Here is a 17,473-nt window from a genome sequence, read left to right on the forward strand (position 1 = left end):
CAATCACCCTGTTACCGCATTGTTACGATCAGGGTGTTACTGGCGTTACCGAGGTGGTAATGCAGGCTGGAACGCCCGGTCTACAGGCGTTCCAGGCCGACGAATGGGCATTCGTCGAGCAGTTGCGCGAGGGCACGACCATCGGCCAGGCGGAAATCGCCCGGTACCAGCTCGGCCAACGGATACAGCACGAAGGGGCGGGCATGCATGTGGTAATGCGGCACTTTCAGGCGTGGCTGGTCGAGCACCTGGTCACCGAACAGTAAGATGTCCAGGTCCAGCGTACGTGGGCCCCAGCGTTCCTTGCGCACGCGGCCCTGGTCGTTTTCGATGGCCTGCAACGCATCGAGCAATGCCAGTGGCGCCAGGGCGGTGTCCAGGGCGGCGACAGCGTTGGTGTAGCGCGGTTGGCCGGGCAGCAGCGAATCACTGGTGTACAGGGCCGAGGCGGCTACCAGGCGCGTGGCTTCGACCTGGTCCAGCGCCTGCAAGGCGCTACGCAACTGCTCGGCAGGTGCGTCCAGGTTGCTGCCCAGACCTACGTAGGCGCGAATGGTCACTCGAACGCCTCGTCGCCACTGCGCTTGCGTTTGCTGCCGCTGCGCTTGCGCTTGCGCGGGCCGGCACTTTCGTCACGGCTACCAAGCTCGCGGATCATCTCGCGGCGCTCGCTGTCGTTTGCCTCCTGGTAATCGGTCCACCACTGGCCCAGGTCGTCGGTTTCTTCCCCGGCGCTTTCACGCAGCAGCAGGAAGTCGTAACCGGCGCGGAAACGCGGGTTGTCCAGCAGCATGTCGGCGCGCTTGCCGCTGCGGCGCGGCAGGCGCTCCTGCATGTCCCAGATCTCGCGGATCGGCAGGGTGAAACGCTTGGGGATGGCAATGCGCGCGCACTGCTCGGCGATCAGGTCGTGGGCTGCACCGTTCATGGCCGGGATCGGCGGCACGCCCTGGTTCTGCAGGTGCAGCACACGGGCCGGCAGAGCTGGCCAGAGCAGAGCAGCAAACAGGAAGGCTGGCGTCACCGGCTTGCCCTGCTTCACGCGCAGGTCGGTGTTGTTCAGTGCCTGGCTGATGAGCGTGTGGGTGTAGGTTGGCCGCTCATCCAGCGCGTGGGCACTGGCCGGGAACAGCGGTTCGAATAACTCCAGGTCAACCAGCATTTCGAAGGCGATGGCACCTTGGCCGCTGAGGAACAGCTTGAGGCATTCCTCGAACAGGCGCGCGGGTGGAATTTCGCGCAGCATCGGGGCCAGGCCGCGAATCGGCAGGTAGGTGTGCTTTTCGATGCCAAAGTCGAGCTTGGCAGCAAAGCGCACCGCGCGCAGCATGCGCACCGGGTCTTCCTGGTAGCGGTGGGTCGGGTCCCCGATCAGCCGCAGCAGGCGATTGCGCACGTCGTGCACACCGTTGGCGTAATCGAGAATGCGCTCGCTGACCGGATCGTAGTACAGGGCGTTGATGGTGAAGTCGCGGCGTTGCGCGTCCTCTTCCAGGGTGCCGTACACGTTGTCTCGCAGAATGCGGCCACTGGCGTTATGCGACGAACGGTGGGCATCGCCCTGGTCGTCCTCGGAGTGGTGGGCGCGGAAGGTGGCGACTTCAATGATCTCACGGCCGAAATGCACATGGACCAATTTGAAGCGACGACCAATGATGCGGGCGTTGCGGAACTCGGCACGGACCTGTTCGGGGGTGGCGCTGGTGGCGACGTCGAAGTCCTTCGGCGTGATGCCCAGCATCAGGTCGCGGACACAGCCACCGACCAGGTAAGCCTGGTAGCCGGCGCTTTGCAGGCGCTCCACGATGTTCACCGCATGACGGCTGAACTGGTGGCGCTGCAGCGAGTGCTGGCTCTTGTTGATCACCTCGGGCGTGGTGCGCCTGTGGTGCGGGCCCGGTACGGGCGGGCGGAAAGACTGGAACAGCTTCTTCAGCATGGGATGCACTGTGTGAAGGAATGTTCGGCCAAGAATAGGAGAATGGCCGCATGATGGGCGGGGATTCTAGCATTTACTCGGGGAATGGTGTAGGCGGGTAGCAGGATGCCTGCCAGAAGGGTAGAAACGACAAGGGGAGCCTAAGCTCCCCAAGAAGTCGTTACGTGCTCTTATTGTTTTTTTGCTGGGCTTCTTGTTTTTGTTGAGTGCCCTGTCCACAAATCTCGAAGCTTGTGGACGACCCCCAAACCGGGGGTAAAGAGCAAACGGATTGCTTTGGCCGCTGATGACACGTTGATCTGTTGATCCAACCAGTTCAGGCGCTGCTTTTAGTGCAGTTTTTGTTGTTCTCTGCCTGGTTGTGGGGCAAGCCCCAAACACGCATCCTCTCCAAAAGAATCAGTTAGCTGCGCCTCCGCCATCTTGTTTTTATTGTGCGTGAGCCGTTTCGTCTTGTTCTTATTTTAGATTTCAGTGCTTGTTATTGTTTTTGTACTAAGCATATAGCAGGTGCCGTGCCAACTTTTGGAAACTCAGTAAAATCAATGGGTTGAGAGGGTTCGACGATTTTCGATAGGTCGAAAATGTCGGGATTTCGTTACCGTACGCCTCGGGAACTGTTACGGCGGAAAGGTTGGGTAACAGATTTTTACGGGAGGTGAGGTGTTACCTGGGGTGTTCGCCGTAACACGTTCAGCGCCTGTGAGGCCGAGCGCCGCCCGCGCGGCGCTTCGCGGCTAAAGCCGCGCCTACATGTGTTCGGGCTAATTTTTTCTGTGGGATTTGAGCGCGAACGCCTTGGCGCATGGCTCGAGATTGCGTCGTACAACAAGGCGGTCGCGCGTGCGTGGCACAGGAGGGACTGGCCCGAAACAAATGTAGGCGCGGCTTCAGCCGCGAAGCGCCGCGCGGGCGGCGCTCGATCTCACCGACGCCGCATAGGCTACGGCGTACGGTGCGCAGGTCGGTTATTCGCTGGTAGCGTTGCTCTTGCGCCGTGGTATGCCCAGGCGTTGGCGGCGTTCCCACAGGCACTTGCGGCTGACGCCGAGCTTGCGTGCCAGTTCGGTCTCGGTCATGTGGTCCTGGTGCTCAAGCACGAAGTGCTGGAAGTAGTCTTCCAGCGACAGATCTTCGGTCGGCTCGTGGCTGGCATTGCCTGCGTTGGCCACCACCAGGGCATTGTCGAGGATGTCATCCTCTTCCAGGTCGCTCAGCTCGATGTCGATGCCCAGCAGCTCGGCGGAAATTTCTGCGCTCTCGCTGAGAATCACCGCGCGCTCCACGGCGTTTTCCAGTTCTCGCACGTTACCGGGCCAGCTGTAGTGACGAATGGCTTGCTCGGCCTCGGCCGAGAAGTGCAGGTCGTCGCGGCCGATGCGAGCACTTTGGCGGGCGAGGAAGACGCTGGCGATCTCGTTGACGTCGCTGCCACGCTCGCGCAGGGCCGGCAGCTTCAGGGCGATGACGTGCAGTCGGTAATACAAGTCTTCACGGAACTGGCCGGCCTTGGCCAGGTTCTTCAGGTCGCGGTGGGTCGCGGCGATCAGGCGCACATCGACCTTTTGCGACTGCACCGAACCTACCCGGCGTATCTCGCCTTCCTGCAGCACACGCAGCAGGCGAGCCTGGGCTTCCAGCGGCAGTTCGCCAATTTCATCGAGGAACAGCGTACCGCCATCGGCGGCCTCCACCAAGCCGGCGCGCCCGGCGCTGGCGCCGGTGAACGCGCCTTTTTCGTGGCCGAACAGTTCAGATTCGATCAGCGTTTCGGGGATGGCCGCGCAGTTCACCGAGATCATCGGTGCCTTGGCCCGGCGAGACAGGTTGTGCAGGGCGCGGGCCACCAACTCTTTACCGGTGCCGGACTCGCCCTGGATCAGCACATTGGAGTCGGTAGGCGCGACTTTGCGGATCTTGCTGTACATGTCCTGCATGGGCTGGCACGAGCCGATGATACCGATCTCGCCATTGGCCGTTGCCGCGCTGCCTTTGTCGGACGCTGTAGCCTTGCCATTGCTTGCGCGTGGCTCGGCAGGCGGTGCAGCAGCGGGGGCGTTCTGCCGGTCACGCAGAATACGCGCTACTGCCTGCAGCATCTCGTCATGGTCGAAGGGCTTGGCAATGTAGTCCACCGCGCCCATTTTCATCGAGTCCACCGCTGAGCGCAGGCTGGCGTAACTGGTCATGATCAGCACCGGGGTGCCCTGGCCGAGCTTGATCAGCTCGGTGCCGGGCGCGCCTGGCAGGCGCAGGTCGCTGACGATGAGGTCGAAAGTGGCAATGCTGAAGCGTTCCTGGGCTTCCTGCACCGAGCCGGCCTCGCTGACCTGGTACTGGTTCCGCTCAAGCAGGCGACGCAGGGCCGAGCGGATGATGGTTTCGTCTTCGACGATCAGAATGTGCGGCATTGATTCAATTCTCTCGACGGTCTCGAATTTCAGGGGACGTCGCTACGACATGCCGGGGCAGGGTCACGCGGATCCGGGTGCCACGTTGCCGTTCGATATCGGCCGGGCTGTCGATGGTGATTTGCCCATAATGCTCTTCCACGATGGAATAGACCAGAGCGAGCCCCAGTCCGGTTCCTTCGCCCGGGTCCTTGGTGGTGAAGAAGGGTTCGAACAGGCGGTCCATGATGTTCTTCGGAATCCCGCTGCCTTCGTCTTCGACGATCAGGTCGACGGTGTGCTCGTTAACCTCGCTGCGCACGCGCACGGCGCTACCGGGCGGCGAGGCATCGCGGGCGTTGGAGAGCAGGTTGATCAGCACCTGGGCCAGGCGCTGCGGGTCACCTTCGGCCCAATGGTCCGGGTCGCAAAGGTTGAAGAACTGTACTTCGAAATTGCGCCGGTTCAACGCCAGCAGACCGATGGCGTCTTGTGCCACTTCGGCCAGGCACACCGGTTCCTCGCTGTTCTGGTGGCTGCCGCCAGCATGGGCGAAGCTCATCAGCGACTGGACGATGCGCGATACGCGCTTGGTCTGGTCAAGGATCTGGCTGGACAACTCGATGATTTCACCATCGCCTTCGCGTTCCTCGCGCAGGTTTTGCGCCAGGCAGGCGATGCCGGTGATCGGGTTGCCGATCTCGTGGGCCACGCCGGCGGCCAGTCGGCCGATGCTGGCCAGGCGCTCGGAGTGCACCAGCTTGTCTTCCAGTGCCTGGGTTTCGGTAAGGTCCTCCACCAGCAATACCAGCCCGCTGTTACCGGGTGCCAGTGGCTCGTCGATGGCTGCCTTGTGCAGGTTCAGCCAGCGTGGCTGGCCGTCCAGCGCCAGGCGCTGTTTGTGCAGGTGCTCGTCGGGCACGTTGATGAAGCCTTGCAGCAGGCCGCGCCAAGGCTCGTCGATGGTGACCAGGCGCGAGCCGACCACATGCTTGGCGGCGATGCCGGTGAGCTCTTCCATGGCCTTGTTCCACATCAGGATTTCCTGGTCCTTGGCCAGTGAGCAGACGCCCATGGGCAATTCCTGCAGGGTCTGGCGATGGTAGCGGCGCAAGGCATCGAGTTCGGCGGCCAGCCCGGTCAGGCGCGAGTGGTAGTCTTCCAGGCGGCTTTCGATGAAGTGGATGTCTTCGGTCACGTAGTTTTCGTTGCCGGACTTGTACGGCAGGAAAGTCTCGACCATGTCCTGGGCCACGCTCGGCCCCATCAGGCCGGACAAGTTGGCTTCGATGCGGTCGCGCAGGCGGCGCAGGGCATAGGGGCGGCGTTCGTCGAACGGCAGGTAGAGGTCGCGCAGTGCTTGCTCGACTTCCTTTTGCGCGGCCTTGGCGCCCAGCGGCTTGGCCAGCTGGGTGGCGAATTCCTGCGGCGAGGCGGCGTGCAGCTCGCGGCGCTGCGGACGGCGCACGTTATCCACGGCACAGGCTTCGGCCGCGCTGACCTCTTCGGTGCTGGCGTTGGTGAACAGTGAGATCAGGGTGAACAGCAGCACGTTGGCCGCCAACGAGGCGATGGCTGCCATGTGCCAGCTGGTGTCGTCCAGCACATAGATCATGTCCAGCAGCGGGATGTAGAAACCCTGCAAGTTGCCGAGAAGCGGCAGCAGCATGGTCACCATCCACACCAGAGTGCCGGCCAGCAGCCCGGCGATGAAACCGCGGCGGTTGGCGGTTGGCCAGTAGAGTACCGACAGCACCCCAGGCAGGAACTGCAAGGTGGCGACGAAGGCGACGATGCCCAGGTTGGCCAGGCTCTGGTGGTAGTTCTGGCTCAGGTAGAACATGAAGCCGGCAGTGATGATGGCGACGATCAATGCACGGCGGGTCCACTTCAGCCAACGGTAGATGTTGCCTTCGGCCGGGGGCTGGTAAAGCGGCAGCACCAAGTGGTTCAGGGCCATGCCCGACAGCGCCAGGGTGGTGACGATGATCAGGCCGCTGGCTGCCGACAGGCCGCCAATGTAGGCCAGCAGTGCCAATGCCTGGTTGTTGGCGGCGATGCCCAGGCCCAGGGTGAAGTACTCGGGGTTGGTGCTGGCGCCCAGGCGCAGGCCGGCCCACAGCACCAGCGGCACGGCAAGACTCATCAGCAGCAGGAACAGCGGCAGGCCCCAGCTGGCGCTGACCAGCGAGCGCGGGTTGAGGTTTTCGGTAAAGGCCATGTGGTACATGTGCGGCATGACGATGGCCGAGGCGAAGAACACCAGCAGCAGGGTGCGCCATGGGCCTTCCTGCAGGGGGGTGTGCAGGGCGGCAAGGGCGGTCTGGTTCTGCAACAGCCAGACTTCCAGCTCGTGCGGGCCGCCGAATACGCCATACAAGGCATACAGGCCGATGCCGCCCAAGGCCAGCAGCTTGATCACCGACTCGAAGGCGATGGCGAAAACCAACCCCTCATGTTTCTCGCGCGTGGCGATGTGCCGCGAGCCGAAGAAGATGGTGAACAGAATGATCAGCGTGCAAAAGGCAAAGGCCACCCGGGCCTTGACCGGTTCACCGGTAAGGATGCTGATCGAATCGGCCACCGCCTGGATCTGCAAGGCCAGCAATGGCAGCACGCCAATCAGCATGATGATGGTGGTCAAGGCCCCGGCCCAGGTACTGCGGAAGCGGAAGGCCAGCAGGTCGGCCAGCGATGACAGCTGATAGGTGCGGGTGATCTTGAGGATCGGGTAGAGCAGCACCGGCGCCAGCAGGAATGCGCCAGACACCCCCAGGTAACAGGCAAGGAAACCGTAGCCGTACTGGTAGGCCAGGCCAACCGAGCCATAGAAGGCCCAGGCACTGGCGTAGACGCCCAGCGACAGGGTGTAGGTGAGTGGGTGGCGAATGATCGAACGCGGGATCAGCCCGCGCTCGCTGATCCAGGCCACGCCGAACAGCACCATGAGGTACCCGGCGCTGATCAGGATCATCTGGGTCAGGCTAAAGCTCATCGGCATCTCTTTGGCTCTGCAGGATGAAGGTGACGACGATCAGGATCAGCCAGAGCAGGTAGGGGCGGTACCAGGCTCCGGTCGGTTCGATCCACCAGTCCATGATGGCCGGGGAGAACAGGTAGATCCCCACGACCAGAAGCAGGACCAAACGATAGATGTACATGCTGGCCTCGATGGTTGGGCGCTGCGGGCTTGAACTTATTATTGGCGCAAATGGCAGGGGGGATGCTAGCGGGAATCCACAGCGTTCGCCAAGGGTTTGAATTTATTGGGCTTTTGTTTTTAGGGGGGCTTTACCTGTGCCGGCCCTTTCGCGGGCATGCNCGCGCCCGCGAAGAGGCCGGTAAAGGTTCAGCGCAGATCAGCCTCTGGCACCGTGGTCCGCTGCGCGATGGCTTCCGGCCGCCATTGCGTGCGCGCGACTGCCAGCACCTCTGCCGGCGTCGCCAACAGCAGTTCCGGGTCTGTCTCCTGCCCCAGCGCCCGAAGTGCCCGCAGCAGCAGGGGGGTAGCATGCTCCGCCTGCAGTGGCGGTGAACGGTACGACTTGCCCAGCTTGTGCCCATCCGGCTGCACGATCAGCGGAATATGCAGGTAACGCGGCTGTGAGAAGCCCAGCAACTCCTGCAGGTACAGCTGGCGCGGAGTGTTGTCGAGCAGGTCGGCACCCCGCACGATGTCGGTAACACCCTGCCAGGCATCGTCCAGCACCACGGCCAACTGGTAGGCGTACAACCCGTCACGACGCTGGATGACGAAATCGCCCACCTCACGCCCCAGGTGTTGCTGGTACTCACCCTGCACCCGGTCGGTAAAGCGGTAGATCAGCTCTGGCACCCGCAAGCGGATGGCCGCCCCTTCACGGGCATGCCCGGCGTTACGGCAAAAGCCCGGGTAGATGCCGTTGTAGCGTTCCAGTTGCTTGCGCGAGCAGGTGCATGCATACGCCAGGCCCATGTTGAACAGGCGGTCTACCACGGCAGCATAGGCATCGTGGCGCTGGCTCTGGAATACCACCTCGCCATCCCAGTGCAGGCCATAACGTTCCAGCGTCTGAAGGATGGCATCGCGGGCGCCGGGCATTTCCCGGGGCGGGTCGGTGTCTTCCATGCGCAGCAGCCAACGGCCGTTGACGGCGCGGGCATCGAGCCAGGAGGCGAGGGCGGCGACCAGCGAGCCGAAGTGCAGGAAGCCGCTGGGGGTGGGGGCGAAGCGCCCGATGTAGCTGGAGTCGGTCATGGTCAGGCTGGGCATATAAATGAAACGGGGCGCATGATGCGCCCCGTTCAGGTGGAAGAAAGATCAGCCTTTGCCGACCGTTTTTTCCTTTTTCTCGGCAATTTCCTTGCAGTCGAAGCACAGGTCGGCGGTAGGGCGGGCTTCCAGGCGGCGCAAGCCGATCTCGATGCCGCACGACTCGCACCAGCCGTACTCTTCGTCCTGAATCTTCTGCAGGGTTTTATCGATTTTCTTGATCAGCTTGCGCTCGCGGTCGCGGTTGCGCAGTTCGAGGGCAAACTCCTCTTCCTGGGATGCGCGGTCTGCGGGATCTGCGAAGTTGGCTGCTTCTTCTTTCATATGGTCAACGGTCTTGTCGACGCCGACCATCAGCTCTTGCTTCCAGCCAGTGAGGATCTTGGTGAAGTGCTTGCGCATGGGCTCACCCATGTACTCCTCACCCTTGGTCTCCTGATAGGGTGCAACCCCATAAAGATTCTGGTTGGCTTTTTGCTTTTCTAGGGTGGACATGAATAGACCGCCTCTCACTCATCTGATCCAATGCGCAGGATGCTCCATCTCCGGCGACCGCCGGCCCTGCGACTGCGAGCCGCCGAACTTACCAGATAGATCGGGGGTGCGCTACCCCGCCCGATCCTGCTAATTGACACCGGCCTGAGCGGTACGTTCGGTGGTGTGCAGAGGTAGAATCTCCAGTTTAGACCCAATTGAGAGAAGGTCATGGCCCAACCCTACAGTGCGCGCAGCCGCGCCATCGAACCTTTCCACGTCATGGCGCTGCTGGCCCGGGCCAACGAGCTGCAGGCGGCCGGGCACGACGTGATCCACCTGGAAATCGGTGAGCCGGACTTCACCACGGCCGCACCCATCGTCGCGGCCGGCCAGGCCGCGCTGGCCGCCGGGCACACGCGCTACACCGCCGCACGCGGTCTGCCGGCACTGCGTGAGGCAATTGCCGGTTTTTATGGGCAGCGCTATGGCCTGAACATCGACCCGGAACGCATCCTTATTACCCCAGGTGGCTCCGGCGCGCTGCTGCTGGCCAGCAGCCTGCTGGTGGACCCGGGCAAGCACTGGCTGCTGGCCGATCCGGGTTACCCGTGCAATCGCCACTTCCTGCGCCTGGTCGAGGGCGGGGCCCAATTGGTACCGGTGGGCCCGGACGTGAACTACCAGCTGACTGCCGACCTGGTTGAGCGCTACTGGGACAAGGACACTGTCGGAGCCCTGGTCGCTTCGCCGGCTAACCCGACCGGTACCGTGCTGGGGCGCGAAGCATTGGCCCGCCTGGCCAAAACCACCCATGAGCGGCATGGCCACTTGGTGGTGGACGAGATCTACCACGGCCTCACCTATGGCATGGACGCGCCGAGCGTGCTGGAAGTCGACGACTCGGCATTCGTCCTAAATAGTTTTTCCAAGTATTTCGGCATGACCGGTTGGCGCCTTGGCTGGTTGGTGGCCCCGCCCGGTGCGGTCGCCGACCTGGAGAAACTGGCGCAGAACCTGTACATCAGTGCGCCGAGCATGGCCCAGCATGCCGCGCTGGCCTGTTTCCAGCCCGAGGCGCTGGCCATTTTCGAAGAGCGCCGCGCCGAATTCGCCCGCCGTCGCGACTACCTGCTGCCCGCCCTGCGTGAACTGGGCTTCCGCATCGCCGTCGAGCCGCAAGGCGCGTTCTACCTGTATGCCGATATCAGCGCTTTTGGCGGGGACGCGTTCGCATTCTGCCGACACTTCCTGGAAACCGAGCACGTGGCGTTCACGCCGGGCCTGGACTTCGGTCGCCACCTGGCCGGGCACCATGTGCGCTTCGCTTATACCCAGAGCCTGCCGCGCCTGGAAGAAGCGGTGCAGCGTATTGCCCGTGGCCTGCAGAGCTGGCAAGGCTGATGCGTTTCTCTCCTTCACTCGAGCAGGGCCGCCTGTTGCGTCGCTACAAGCGCTTTCTGGCCGATATCGAACTGGCCAGCGGCGAGCAGATGACTATCCACTGCCCGAATACCGGCTCCATGCTCAACTGCATGCGTGAAGGTGGGCAGGTGTGGTTCAGCCGCTCCAACGACCCCAAGCGCAAGCTGCCAGGGACCTGGGAAATCAGCGAAACCCCCCAGGGGCGGTTGGCCTGCGTGAATACCGGGCGGGCCAATGCGTTGGTCGAAGAGGCCCTGCGCGCCGGCACAATCACTGAACTGGTCGGTTTCACTGCACTCAAGCGTGAAGTGGCCTATGGCGAAGAAGGCAGCCGTATCGACTTTCGCCTGGAGTTCGAGGGTGCCCCGGCCTATGTCGAGGTCAAGAGTGTGACGCTGGGCTACCCCGACACTGCAGTTGCGGCCTTCCCTGATGCGGTGACTCAACGCGGTGCGAAACACCTGCGTGAGCTGGCAAAGCTGGCCCGGCAGGGCGTGCGGGCCGTGCAGCTGTATTGCGTGAACCTGACCGGTATCGACGCTGTGCGCCCGGCTGAAGAAATTGATACAGCCTACGCCCAGGCGCTGCGCGCTGCCGTAGCGGACGGGGTGGAGGTGCTGGCCTACGGCACTCGGCTGGACGCCGAGGGTATCGTCATCGATCGCCGCTTGCCGGTGCTGCTTACCCCATGAACCAGAGGCCCTGGCTGTCTTCGTGGCAGCCCAGGGGCTGCAGCTGCTCACCCTCGCAGGGGCCTGCCACGCATTCGCCGCTTTCTATCAGGAACAGGGCTCCGTGATGGGCGCAGTGGATGAGGCTGGCGCTGTCATCCAGAAACGCGTCCTCTGCCCAGTTCAGCGGGATGTCCCGGTGCGGGCAGCGGTTGCGGTACAGGTACACCTGGCCTTGGCGACGCACGCCGAACAGTTCGAGGCCGTCTACGCTGAAGGCGCGGCTTTGGCCCTCGGCCAGGCCGAGGGATGTACAAAGGAAGTGCATGGCAAGGATGACCCGTGAAACACGTGATGGCTTGACGCTCCAATGCGAATAATTATCAAATTGATCGCATTCGCTGCGCCTGGCTGCCTATGGTGCGCAGTTCCGCTGCTCGCCACAAGGCGTGTAGCCCGCCTTCAGAAGGAACCCGATGATGCGCCGTCCAGCTGCTTTTCTCGCTCTGTGTGCAAGCCTTGTGCTCTCTACCCAAGCCTTGGCAGCCGAGCTGCCGCAACGCTGGGTCAGCGCGGGTGGCGCCTTGAGCGAGTGGATAACCGCATTGGGAGGTGAAGCGCGCCTGGTCGGTGTGGACACTACCAGTCAGCACCCGGCCTCGTTGAAAGCCTTGCCCAGTGTGGGTTATCAGCGACAACTGTCGGCCGAGGGCATTCTCAGCCTGCGCCCGGATGTGCTGGTCGGCACCGAGGAAATGGGGCCGCCACCGGTACTGGCGCAAATCCGCAAGGCCGGCGTGCGGGTCGAGTTGTTCTCCAGCAAGGCCGAGCTGCCGGCTGTAGATGAAAACCTCAGGCACCTGGGGCAGTTGCTCGGTGCAGAGCAGCAAGCGTCCGCGCTTGCTGCGGACTACCGCCAGCGGCTCGATGCGTTGCATGCCAACGTCAAGCTGGCCCAGGCCGGGCAGCAGGCTCCTGGGGTGTTGCTGCTGGTCGGCCATGCCGGGGCCAAGCCGCTGATCGCCGGGCAAGGCACTGCCGGTGACTGGCTGCTGGACCAGGCGGGTGGGCGTAACCTGGCCGCGCACCCAGGCTACAAGAACTTCTCCAACGAAGCCTTGGCGGCGCTTGACCCGGATGTGATCGTGTTTTCCGACCGGGCGCTGGCCGATGAGCAGGCCTTGCAGGCGCTGTTGAAAGAAAACCCCGCGCTGGCTGCTTCGCGGGCCGTGCGTGAGAAACGCCTGGTCTCACTGGACCCGACGCTGCTGGTCGGCGGGCTCGGGCCTCGGCTACCGGCGACCTTGCAGTCGCTGGCAGCCACCTTCTACCCGGCTGCTCAGGCCAGCTTCGCACAATGAAACAGCGGGTCTCTCCACGTACGTTGTTCATTAGCCTGAGCCTGCTGTGCCTGTTGGCAATCTGGCTGTCACTGGCGCTGGGGCCAGTCAGCCTGCCGATGTTCGATACGCTGCGCGCTGGCCTGCGCCTGTTGGGACTGCCCGTTTCCGAAGATGGCCTGCAGCAGGCCGAGATGATCCTTGGTCAGATCCGCCTGCCGCGCACCCTGTTGGGGTTGGCGGTGGGCGCGGTGCTGGCGCTGTCCGGGGTGGGCATGCAGGGGCTGTTCCGCAACCCGCTGGCCGACCCCGGGCTGGTAGGGGTTGCCGCCGGCGCTGCGATGGGGGCAGCGGTTGCCATTGTTGGCGGCGCCTGGTTTGGCGGCATGCCGGATGCTTTCGCGCCTTATCTGCTGTCGTTCTGCGCGTTTGTCGGCGGGCTTGGGGTAACTGCGCTGGTCTACCGCCTGGGGCGCCGCGATGGCCAGACCAACGTCGCCACGATGCTATTGGCTGGCGTGGCCATGACCGCGCTGGGGGGCGCGGCCGTGGGGCTGTTCTCTTACCTGGCCGATGACGCCACCTTGCGCACGCTGACGTTCTGGAACCTTGGCAGCCTCAATGGCGCCAGCTATGAGCGGCTGTGGCCATTGTTGCTGGTGGCGACAGGGGTGGCGGTGTGGCTGCCGCGCCGGGCCAAGGCGCTGAATGCCCTGTTGCTGGGTGAGTCGGAGGCGCGTCACCTGGGCGTTGACGTGGAGCGGCTCAAGCGTGAGCTGGTGTTCTGCACGGCGCTGGGCGTGGGGGCGGCAGTGGCGGCAGCCGGGTTGATCGGCTTCATCGGCCTGGTGGTGCCGCACCTGGTACGTCTGCTGGCCGGGCCTGATCACCGTGTGGTGCTGCCTGCCTCGCTGCTGGCCGGCGGTGTACTGATGTTGTTCGCCGACCTGGCGGCGCGGCTGCTACTGGCGCCTGCCGAGCTGCCGATTGGTATCGTAACGGCCTTCATTGGTGCGCCGTTCTTCCTGTTCCTGCTGATGCGAGGGCGCGGCTGATGTTGCATGTAGAGGGCCTGTACCTGCGCAGGGGCAGCAATGAGGTGCTGCACGACATTCACCTGCAGTTGCCTCCGGGGCAGGTCGTGGGTGTGCTCGGTCCCAACGGTGCCGGCAAGAGCAGCTTGCTGAGTGTGCTGTGCGGTGAACTGGCGCCCGACCGCGGGCGGGTAACGCTGCAGGGCCGCCCGCTGGCCGATTGGGCCGGACAGGAACGGGCAAGGCGCCTGGCAGTGTTGCCGCAGGTGTCCAGCCTGGGTTTCTCGTTTCGGGTGGAGGAAGTGGTAGGCATGGGGCGCATGCCTCATGGCACCGGTCAGCGGCGCGATGCGGAAATTGTCGAAGCGGCGTTGCGGGCGGCAGATGCCTGGCACCTGGTAGAGCGCAGCTACCTGGCGCTTTCCGGTGGCGAGCGGCAACGGGTACACCTGGCCCGCGTGCTGGCGCAACTATGGCCGGGGGAGGAGGGCAGCACGTTGTTGCTCGACGAGCCGACCTCAATGCTCGACCCGCTGCATCAGCACACCACCCTGGAAGCCGTACGCCGCTTCGCCGACTGCGGTGCTGCAGTGTTGGTGATCCTGCATGACCTGAACCTGGCAGCACGTTACTGTGACCGTATCCTGTTGCTGGAACAGGGGCGCTGCCACGCGTTTGCCACGCCCGAAGAGGCACTGACCCCAGCGGCACTGAAGGCGGTGTACGGTATTGACGTGTTGGTGCAGGCGCACCCCGAGCGCGGGCACCCGCTGATCATCACCCGTTGATGTTCTCAACGCGTGCAGGGCCTTTGTGAAAGTGGCCTTGTCTTGCGACCGGCCCGCCCCCGGTGCAGGCCATTGAAAGTGTGGATGACATGGAGTAACTGCCGATGCGACACCCGATGCTGTCCGGTTTCTCGCTGTGCCTGGTACTGGCGATAGGCGGCTGTCAGGCCAGCCTGCCGCCGTTGCCCGCCTGGCAGAGCAGTGAAGGTCGCACGCACGCCGAGCTGGGAAAGATTGTCGACCTGTCCAATGAGCAGGTCATAAGCCCTGAAACGCTGGTGCAGCGCCTGGCTGATGCACCCCGAGTGCTTGTCGGCGAGAAGCATGACAACCCTGACCATCACGCGCTGCAACTGTGGCTGCTGCGCGCTCTTCAAGGCCAGCGCACTCAGGGCAGCCTGTTGCTGGAGATGCTGCAGCCCAGCCAGCAATCGCGGGTGGACAAGCTGGTGGGGCAGCCTTTGCCGGAAGACTTGCCCAAGGCACTGGCCTGGCAGGAGGGCTGGGATTGGCAGTTGTACGGGCCGATTGTCACCGAAGCCTTGCAGCATGGGGTGACGTTGCTGGCCGCCAACCTTTCGCCCGCCGAGATGCGTCAGGCCTATCGACAGCCGGCGCCGGTGCAGGGCGAAAAGTCCAATGCACCCGCGGTAAAGGCTGCCTTGCTGGAACAGGTGCGCGCCGGGCATTGCGGGATGCTGCCGGAAAACCAGTTACCGGCGATGCTGGCCGTTCAGCAGCAGCGCGACCGGCGCATGGCCGAGCGCTTGCAGGCGGCACCGCAACCGGCACTGCTGTTTGCCGGGGCTTACCATGTGCGCAAGGACCTGGGCATACCCTTGCATCTGGCTGACCTCGGGGCGACGGGGGAGAGCAAGGTATTGCTGCTTGCTGAGGTGGGCGAGCGAATCGAGCCTGGCGAGGCTGATTATGTGTGGTACACGGCGGCGATGCCGGAGCAGGATTATTGTGCGCAGCTGCGGCGTTGATCCTGAAAAAGCACAGGCAAAAAAAGACCCGGCAAATTGCCGGGTCAATAACCGTGATTAGCCTGATGAGGAGATAATCTGAGAGTCCGAACCAGGGGCTCTTAGCTCATCCAACCAGTCTCGCGACCAGTTGTGATAATCATAACAATTCTCATTTAGCCGTCAATCCCTTTACCCCTATTATTTTGGTTTTTTTTGCGTAGGGTTTTTCGCGTCCAATTGTTGGTTGAGTGCTTCCTTGCGTTCGAGCGGCAAATCGTTCCAGTGCATGTCCAGCAGGGCGCCTTCAATGGCATACAACAGCACCTTCGATGCACGGAACCCTCGTGTCTTCACGGCCTGGTACGCACCCACCGCGCCCAGGCGGCGCAAATCCGATGCACTGTGGATGCCGGCTGCATGCAGCCACTGCGCAGACGTCTTGCCAAGGTTCTTCAGATGCTGCAATTCATCGTTCATCGAGCCTCCTTGCGATGGCTGAACGGGAATGGGGGATAAATCGCGAGCAGGTCTGAGAGGAGTGTAGCGGGCGTTGGGAAATATGCGGCTTTTTGCCATCGGGTGATGAGCGGCCTGNGGGCAGGCACGGGAAGATGACGAACTTACAGGCCAGGCAACCGCTGGCGAATCTGCTCGATCACTTGATCCATGCTGCCGGCAGCATGGGTATCGACGCGGGTGCTGTGCACCAGCTCCTGCGCATCCAGCGCCTCACGGCTGGCCTGCTGGGCCTTGATCACCTCCAGCGTGGCATCCGAGGGGTCGCTGTTTTCAGCCTGGCGCTGCTCCAGCCAACTGGCGATGACCGCCTCTGGCGCGTGGCAGTCGAGGATGAGGAACGGCACGCCGGTCTGGCTGGCAACCTCTGCCGCAGCCTGGCGTTGTTCACGCTTGAGGTAGGTGGCGTCCAGCACCACCGGGAAGCCGGCGCGCAGCACGGTCGCAGCTATCTCGTGCAGGCGCAGATAGGTCGCAGCGCTGGCGTCCTGGTCATAGATGCCTGTGCTCAGTTGGCCGGCGTCGGCCTGCTGTTGTTCGCCGAACAGGCGTTTGCGCTCCACGTCCGAACGCACGCGCACTGCACCCAAGGCCTCGACCAGGCGCATGGCCACGTGACTTTTGCCCACCGCCGAAACACCATGGGTGATGGCCAGCAGGCGCGACGGGATGGCGCTGTAACTTTCGGCCAGGTTGGCGTAGTTGCGGTAGGTGCGCAGGGTGGTGGCACGTTGCACGCCATCGGCGTCGGCCGGCATGCTGAACAGTGCGACCTTGGCCCGCACCAGCGCGCGGTAGGCTTTGTAGAAGTTGAGCAGTTCCAGGCCTTCGTAGTCCCCTGTCAGTTCCAGGTACTGGCTGATGAAGCGTCGGGCCAGGCACTTCAGGCCACGGTCTTCCAGGTCCATGGCCAGGAAGGCGGTGTCGGCGTAGACGTCGGTCAGTCGGAAAGGCTCGTTGAATTCGATGCAATCGAAGATCACCACCTTGCCATCGATCAAGGTGGCGTTGCCCAGGTGAATGTCACCGTGGCACTCACGGATGAAGCCATTGGCCTTGCGCTTTTCCAGCAGCCCTTGCAGGCGCTCGAAGCTGCTGCGGGCCCAGGCCTGCAGGGCGTCAAGTTGCTGCAGATCGGCTTTGTCGCTGAGGAATGGGCGAATTTGCTCGAAGTTCTGCTCCACCGGGGCCATCACGCTCTCTGGCGTGCCCAGCGGGTGCTCCATCGGCACACGCGGAGCCTGAAGGTGAAAATCGGCAATCTGCCGGGCCATCTGGTCGATGTGCGTGGCGTTCAGTTCGCCATTGGCCTGCAGGGTGTTGAGCATCTGCCCTTGGGGGAACTGGCGCATCTTCAGCGCGTACTCGATGGCTACGCCTTCGCCACCGATCTGCGGTGCGTCGACGCTACCGGTGATGGGCAACACTTCCAGGTACAGGCCTTCGGTCAGGCGTTGGTTCAGGCGCAATTCTTCGTTACAGAAATGCTGGCGCTGGTCCAGTCCGGTGAAGTCCAGGAAGCCGAAATTCATCGGTTTCTTGATCTTGTAGGCGTATTCGCCAGTGAGCAGGACCCAGGAGATATGCGTCTCGATGAGCTGAAACCCCTCCACGGGGTGAGGGTACAGGGCAGGGTTCTGCAACGCAGTAATAAGAGCTTGGCTCACGGCAAA

General features: G+C 63.1%; 16 protein-coding genes. 6 read left to right on the plus strand and 10 right to left on the minus strand.

What is annotated here, in order from left to right; translation table 11 throughout:
• Positions 1–80 precede the first annotated feature (80 nt).
• The 7 genes from folK to dksA all read right to left on the minus strand — a co-directional run bounded on the left by folK (position 81) and on the right by dksA (position 9,076).
• Positions 81–560 (minus strand): 2-amino-4-hydroxy-6-hydroxymethyldihydropteridine diphosphokinase, encoded by a 480-nt coding sequence (gene folK, locus ACTJJN_RS18100; RefSeq protein WP_010955348.1) that lies wholly within the window; start codon positions 558–560, stop codon positions 81–83.
• Entirely contained in the window at positions 557–1,939 is a 1,383-nt protein-coding gene (locus ACTJJN_RS18105) for a polynucleotide adenylyltransferase PcnB (protein WP_070096298.1), read from the minus strand. Before ACTJJN_RS18105 ends, folK begins: the two co-directional genes overlap by 4 nt.
• A gap of 968 nt (positions 1,940–2,907) precedes the next feature.
• Positions 2,908–4,350, minus strand: coding sequence for a sigma-54-dependent transcriptional regulator (locus tag ACTJJN_RS18110; protein ID WP_012053739.1), 1,443 nt, complete (start codon positions 4,348–4,350; stop codon positions 2,908–2,910).
• Between the two features lie 4 nt (positions 4,351–4,354).
• The gene (locus tag ACTJJN_RS18115; RefSeq protein WP_012053738.1) at positions 4,355–7,330 is read right to left on the minus strand and encodes a sensor histidine kinase; all 2,976 of its coding nucleotides are present in this window, start codon (positions 7,328–7,330) and stop codon (positions 4,355–4,357) included.
• Positions 7,314–7,490 (minus strand): hypothetical protein, encoded by a 177-nt coding sequence (locus ACTJJN_RS18120; protein WP_003250005.1) that lies wholly within the window; start codon positions 7,488–7,490, stop codon positions 7,314–7,316. The genes ACTJJN_RS18115 and ACTJJN_RS18120 overlap by 17 nt, the downstream gene beginning before the upstream one ends.
• Positions 7,491–7,678: 188 nt before the next feature.
• The gene (gene gluQRS / locus ACTJJN_RS18125) at positions 7,679–8,566 is read right to left on the minus strand and encodes a tRNA glutamyl-Q(34) synthetase GluQRS (protein WP_003250007.1); all 888 of its coding nucleotides are present in this window, start codon (positions 8,564–8,566) and stop codon (positions 7,679–7,681) included.
• Between the two features lie 63 nt (positions 8,567–8,629).
• Positions 8,630–9,076 (minus strand): RNA polymerase-binding protein DksA, encoded by a 447-nt coding sequence (dksA, locus tag ACTJJN_RS18130; RefSeq protein ID WP_003250009.1) that lies wholly within the window; start codon positions 9,074–9,076, stop codon positions 8,630–8,632.
• Positions 9,077–9,286: 210 nt separating this feature from the next.
• On the opposite strand from dksA, the gene ACTJJN_RS18135 reads away from it, so the two are divergent.
• Both ACTJJN_RS18135 and sfsA read left to right on the plus strand, forming a co-directional pair.
• The gene (locus ACTJJN_RS18135) at positions 9,287–10,459 is read left to right on the plus strand and encodes a pyridoxal phosphate-dependent aminotransferase (RefSeq protein WP_012053736.1); all 1,173 of its coding nucleotides are present in this window, start codon (positions 9,287–9,289) and stop codon (positions 10,457–10,459) included.
• On the plus strand, positions 10,459–11,172 hold the full coding sequence (gene sfsA / locus ACTJJN_RS18140) for a DNA/RNA nuclease SfsA (protein ID WP_012053735.1): 714 nt from the start codon (positions 10,459–10,461) through the stop codon (positions 11,170–11,172). The genes ACTJJN_RS18135 and sfsA overlap by 1 nt, the downstream gene beginning before the upstream one ends.
• Here the strand turns inward: sfsA and ACTJJN_RS18145 are convergent.
• Positions 11,162–11,479, minus strand: a complete 318-nt coding sequence (locus tag ACTJJN_RS18145; RefSeq protein WP_012053734.1) for a Rieske (2Fe-2S) protein — start codon at positions 11,477–11,479, stop codon at positions 11,162–11,164. The genes sfsA and ACTJJN_RS18145 overlap by 11 nt on opposite strands.
• Positions 11,480–11,627: 148 nt before the next feature.
• Here ACTJJN_RS18145 and ACTJJN_RS18150 point away from each other — a divergent pair, with 148 nt between their 5' ends.
• From ACTJJN_RS18150 to ACTJJN_RS18165, 4 genes are all read left to right on the plus strand, one after another.
• Positions 11,628–12,512: a heme/hemin ABC transporter substrate-binding protein gene (locus ACTJJN_RS18150; protein ID WP_192907668.1), complete on the plus strand. Its 885-nt coding sequence runs from the start codon at positions 11,628–11,630 to the stop codon at positions 12,510–12,512.
• 50 nt (positions 12,513–12,562) lie between these two features.
• Positions 12,563–13,546 (plus strand): FecCD family ABC transporter permease, encoded by a 984-nt coding sequence (locus ACTJJN_RS18155; protein ID WP_178085903.1) that lies wholly within the window; start codon positions 12,563–12,565, stop codon positions 13,544–13,546.
• Positions 13,546–14,313 (plus strand): heme ABC transporter ATP-binding protein, encoded by a 768-nt coding sequence (locus tag ACTJJN_RS18160; protein ID WP_003250021.1) that lies wholly within the window; start codon positions 13,546–13,548, stop codon positions 14,311–14,313. Before ACTJJN_RS18155 ends, ACTJJN_RS18160 begins: the two co-directional genes overlap by 1 nt.
• Positions 14,314–14,417: 104 nt before the next feature.
• Entirely contained in the window at positions 14,418–15,302 is an 885-nt protein-coding gene (locus ACTJJN_RS18165) for a ChaN family lipoprotein (RefSeq protein ID WP_012053731.1), read from the plus strand.
• A gap of 180 nt (positions 15,303–15,482) precedes the next feature.
• On the opposite strand, the gene ACTJJN_RS18170 is transcribed toward ACTJJN_RS18165, so the two are convergent.
• Positions 15,483–15,761 carry a TfoX/Sxy family protein gene (locus ACTJJN_RS18170; RefSeq protein WP_010955337.1) on the minus strand — a complete coding sequence of 93 codons (279 nt, stop codon included), beginning with the start codon at positions 15,759–15,761 and terminating at the stop codon, positions 15,483–15,485.
• Positions 15,762–15,904: 143 nt separating this feature from the next.
• The gene (locus ACTJJN_RS18175; RefSeq protein ID WP_440781488.1) at positions 15,905–17,467 is read right to left on the minus strand and encodes an AAA family ATPase; all 1,563 of its coding nucleotides are present in this window, start codon (positions 17,465–17,467) and stop codon (positions 15,905–15,907) included.
• Positions 17,468–17,473 lie beyond the last annotated feature (6 nt).

The organism is Pseudomonas sp. 22515 (assembly GCF_052044625.1).
Taxonomy (GTDB): Bacteria; Pseudomonadota; Gammaproteobacteria; order Pseudomonadales; family Pseudomonadaceae; genus Aquipseudomonas; species Aquipseudomonas alloputida.

Bases quoted from the DNA above. Each gene is read 5' to 3' on its own strand.
- ACTJJN_RS18115 (WP_012053738.1), bottom strand. From the start codon at position 7,330: ATGCCGATGAGCTTTAGCCTGACCCAGATGATCCTGATCAGCGCCGGG.
- gluQRS (WP_003250007.1), bottom strand. From the start codon at position 8,566: ATGACCGACTCCAGCTACATCGGGCGCTTCGCCCCCACCCCCAGCGGC.
- ACTJJN_RS18165 (WP_012053731.1), top strand. From the start codon at position 14,418: ATGCGACACCCGATGCTGTCCGGTTTCTCGCTGTGCCTGGTACTGGCG.
- ACTJJN_RS18120 (WP_003250005.1), bottom strand. From the start codon at position 7,490: ATGTACATCTATCGTTTGGTCCTGCTTCTGGTCGTGGGGATCTACCTG.
- ACTJJN_RS18170 (WP_010955337.1), bottom strand. From the start codon at position 15,761: ATGAACGATGAATTGCAGCATCTGAAGAACCTTGGCAAGACGTCTGCG.
- ACTJJN_RS18110 (WP_012053739.1), bottom strand. From the start codon at position 4,350: ATGCCGCACATTCTGATCGTCGAAGACGAAACCATCATCCGCTCGGCC.
- ACTJJN_RS18150 (WP_192907668.1), top strand. From the start codon at position 11,628: ATGATGCGCCGTCCAGCTGCTTTTCTCGCTCTGTGTGCAAGCCTTGTG.
- ACTJJN_RS18160 (WP_003250021.1), top strand. From the start codon at position 13,546: ATGTTGCATGTAGAGGGCCTGTACCTGCGCAGGGGCAGCAATGAGGTG.
- sfsA (WP_012053735.1), top strand. From the start codon at position 10,459: ATGCGTTTCTCTCCTTCACTCGAGCAGGGCCGCCTGTTGCGTCGCTAC.
- dksA (WP_003250009.1), bottom strand. From the start codon at position 9,076: ATGTCCACCCTAGAAAAGCAAAAAGCCAACCAGAATCTTTATGGGGTT.
- ACTJJN_RS18105 (WP_070096298.1), bottom strand. From the start codon at position 1,939: ATGCTGAAGAAGCTGTTCCAGTCTTTCCGCCCGCCCGTACCGGGCCCG.
- ACTJJN_RS18145 (WP_012053734.1), bottom strand. From the start codon at position 11,479: ATGCACTTCCTTTGTACATCCCTCGGCCTGGCCGAGGGCCAAAGCCGC.
- ACTJJN_RS18135 (WP_012053736.1), top strand. From the start codon at position 9,287: ATGGCCCAACCCTACAGTGCGCGCAGCCGCGCCATCGAACCTTTCCAC.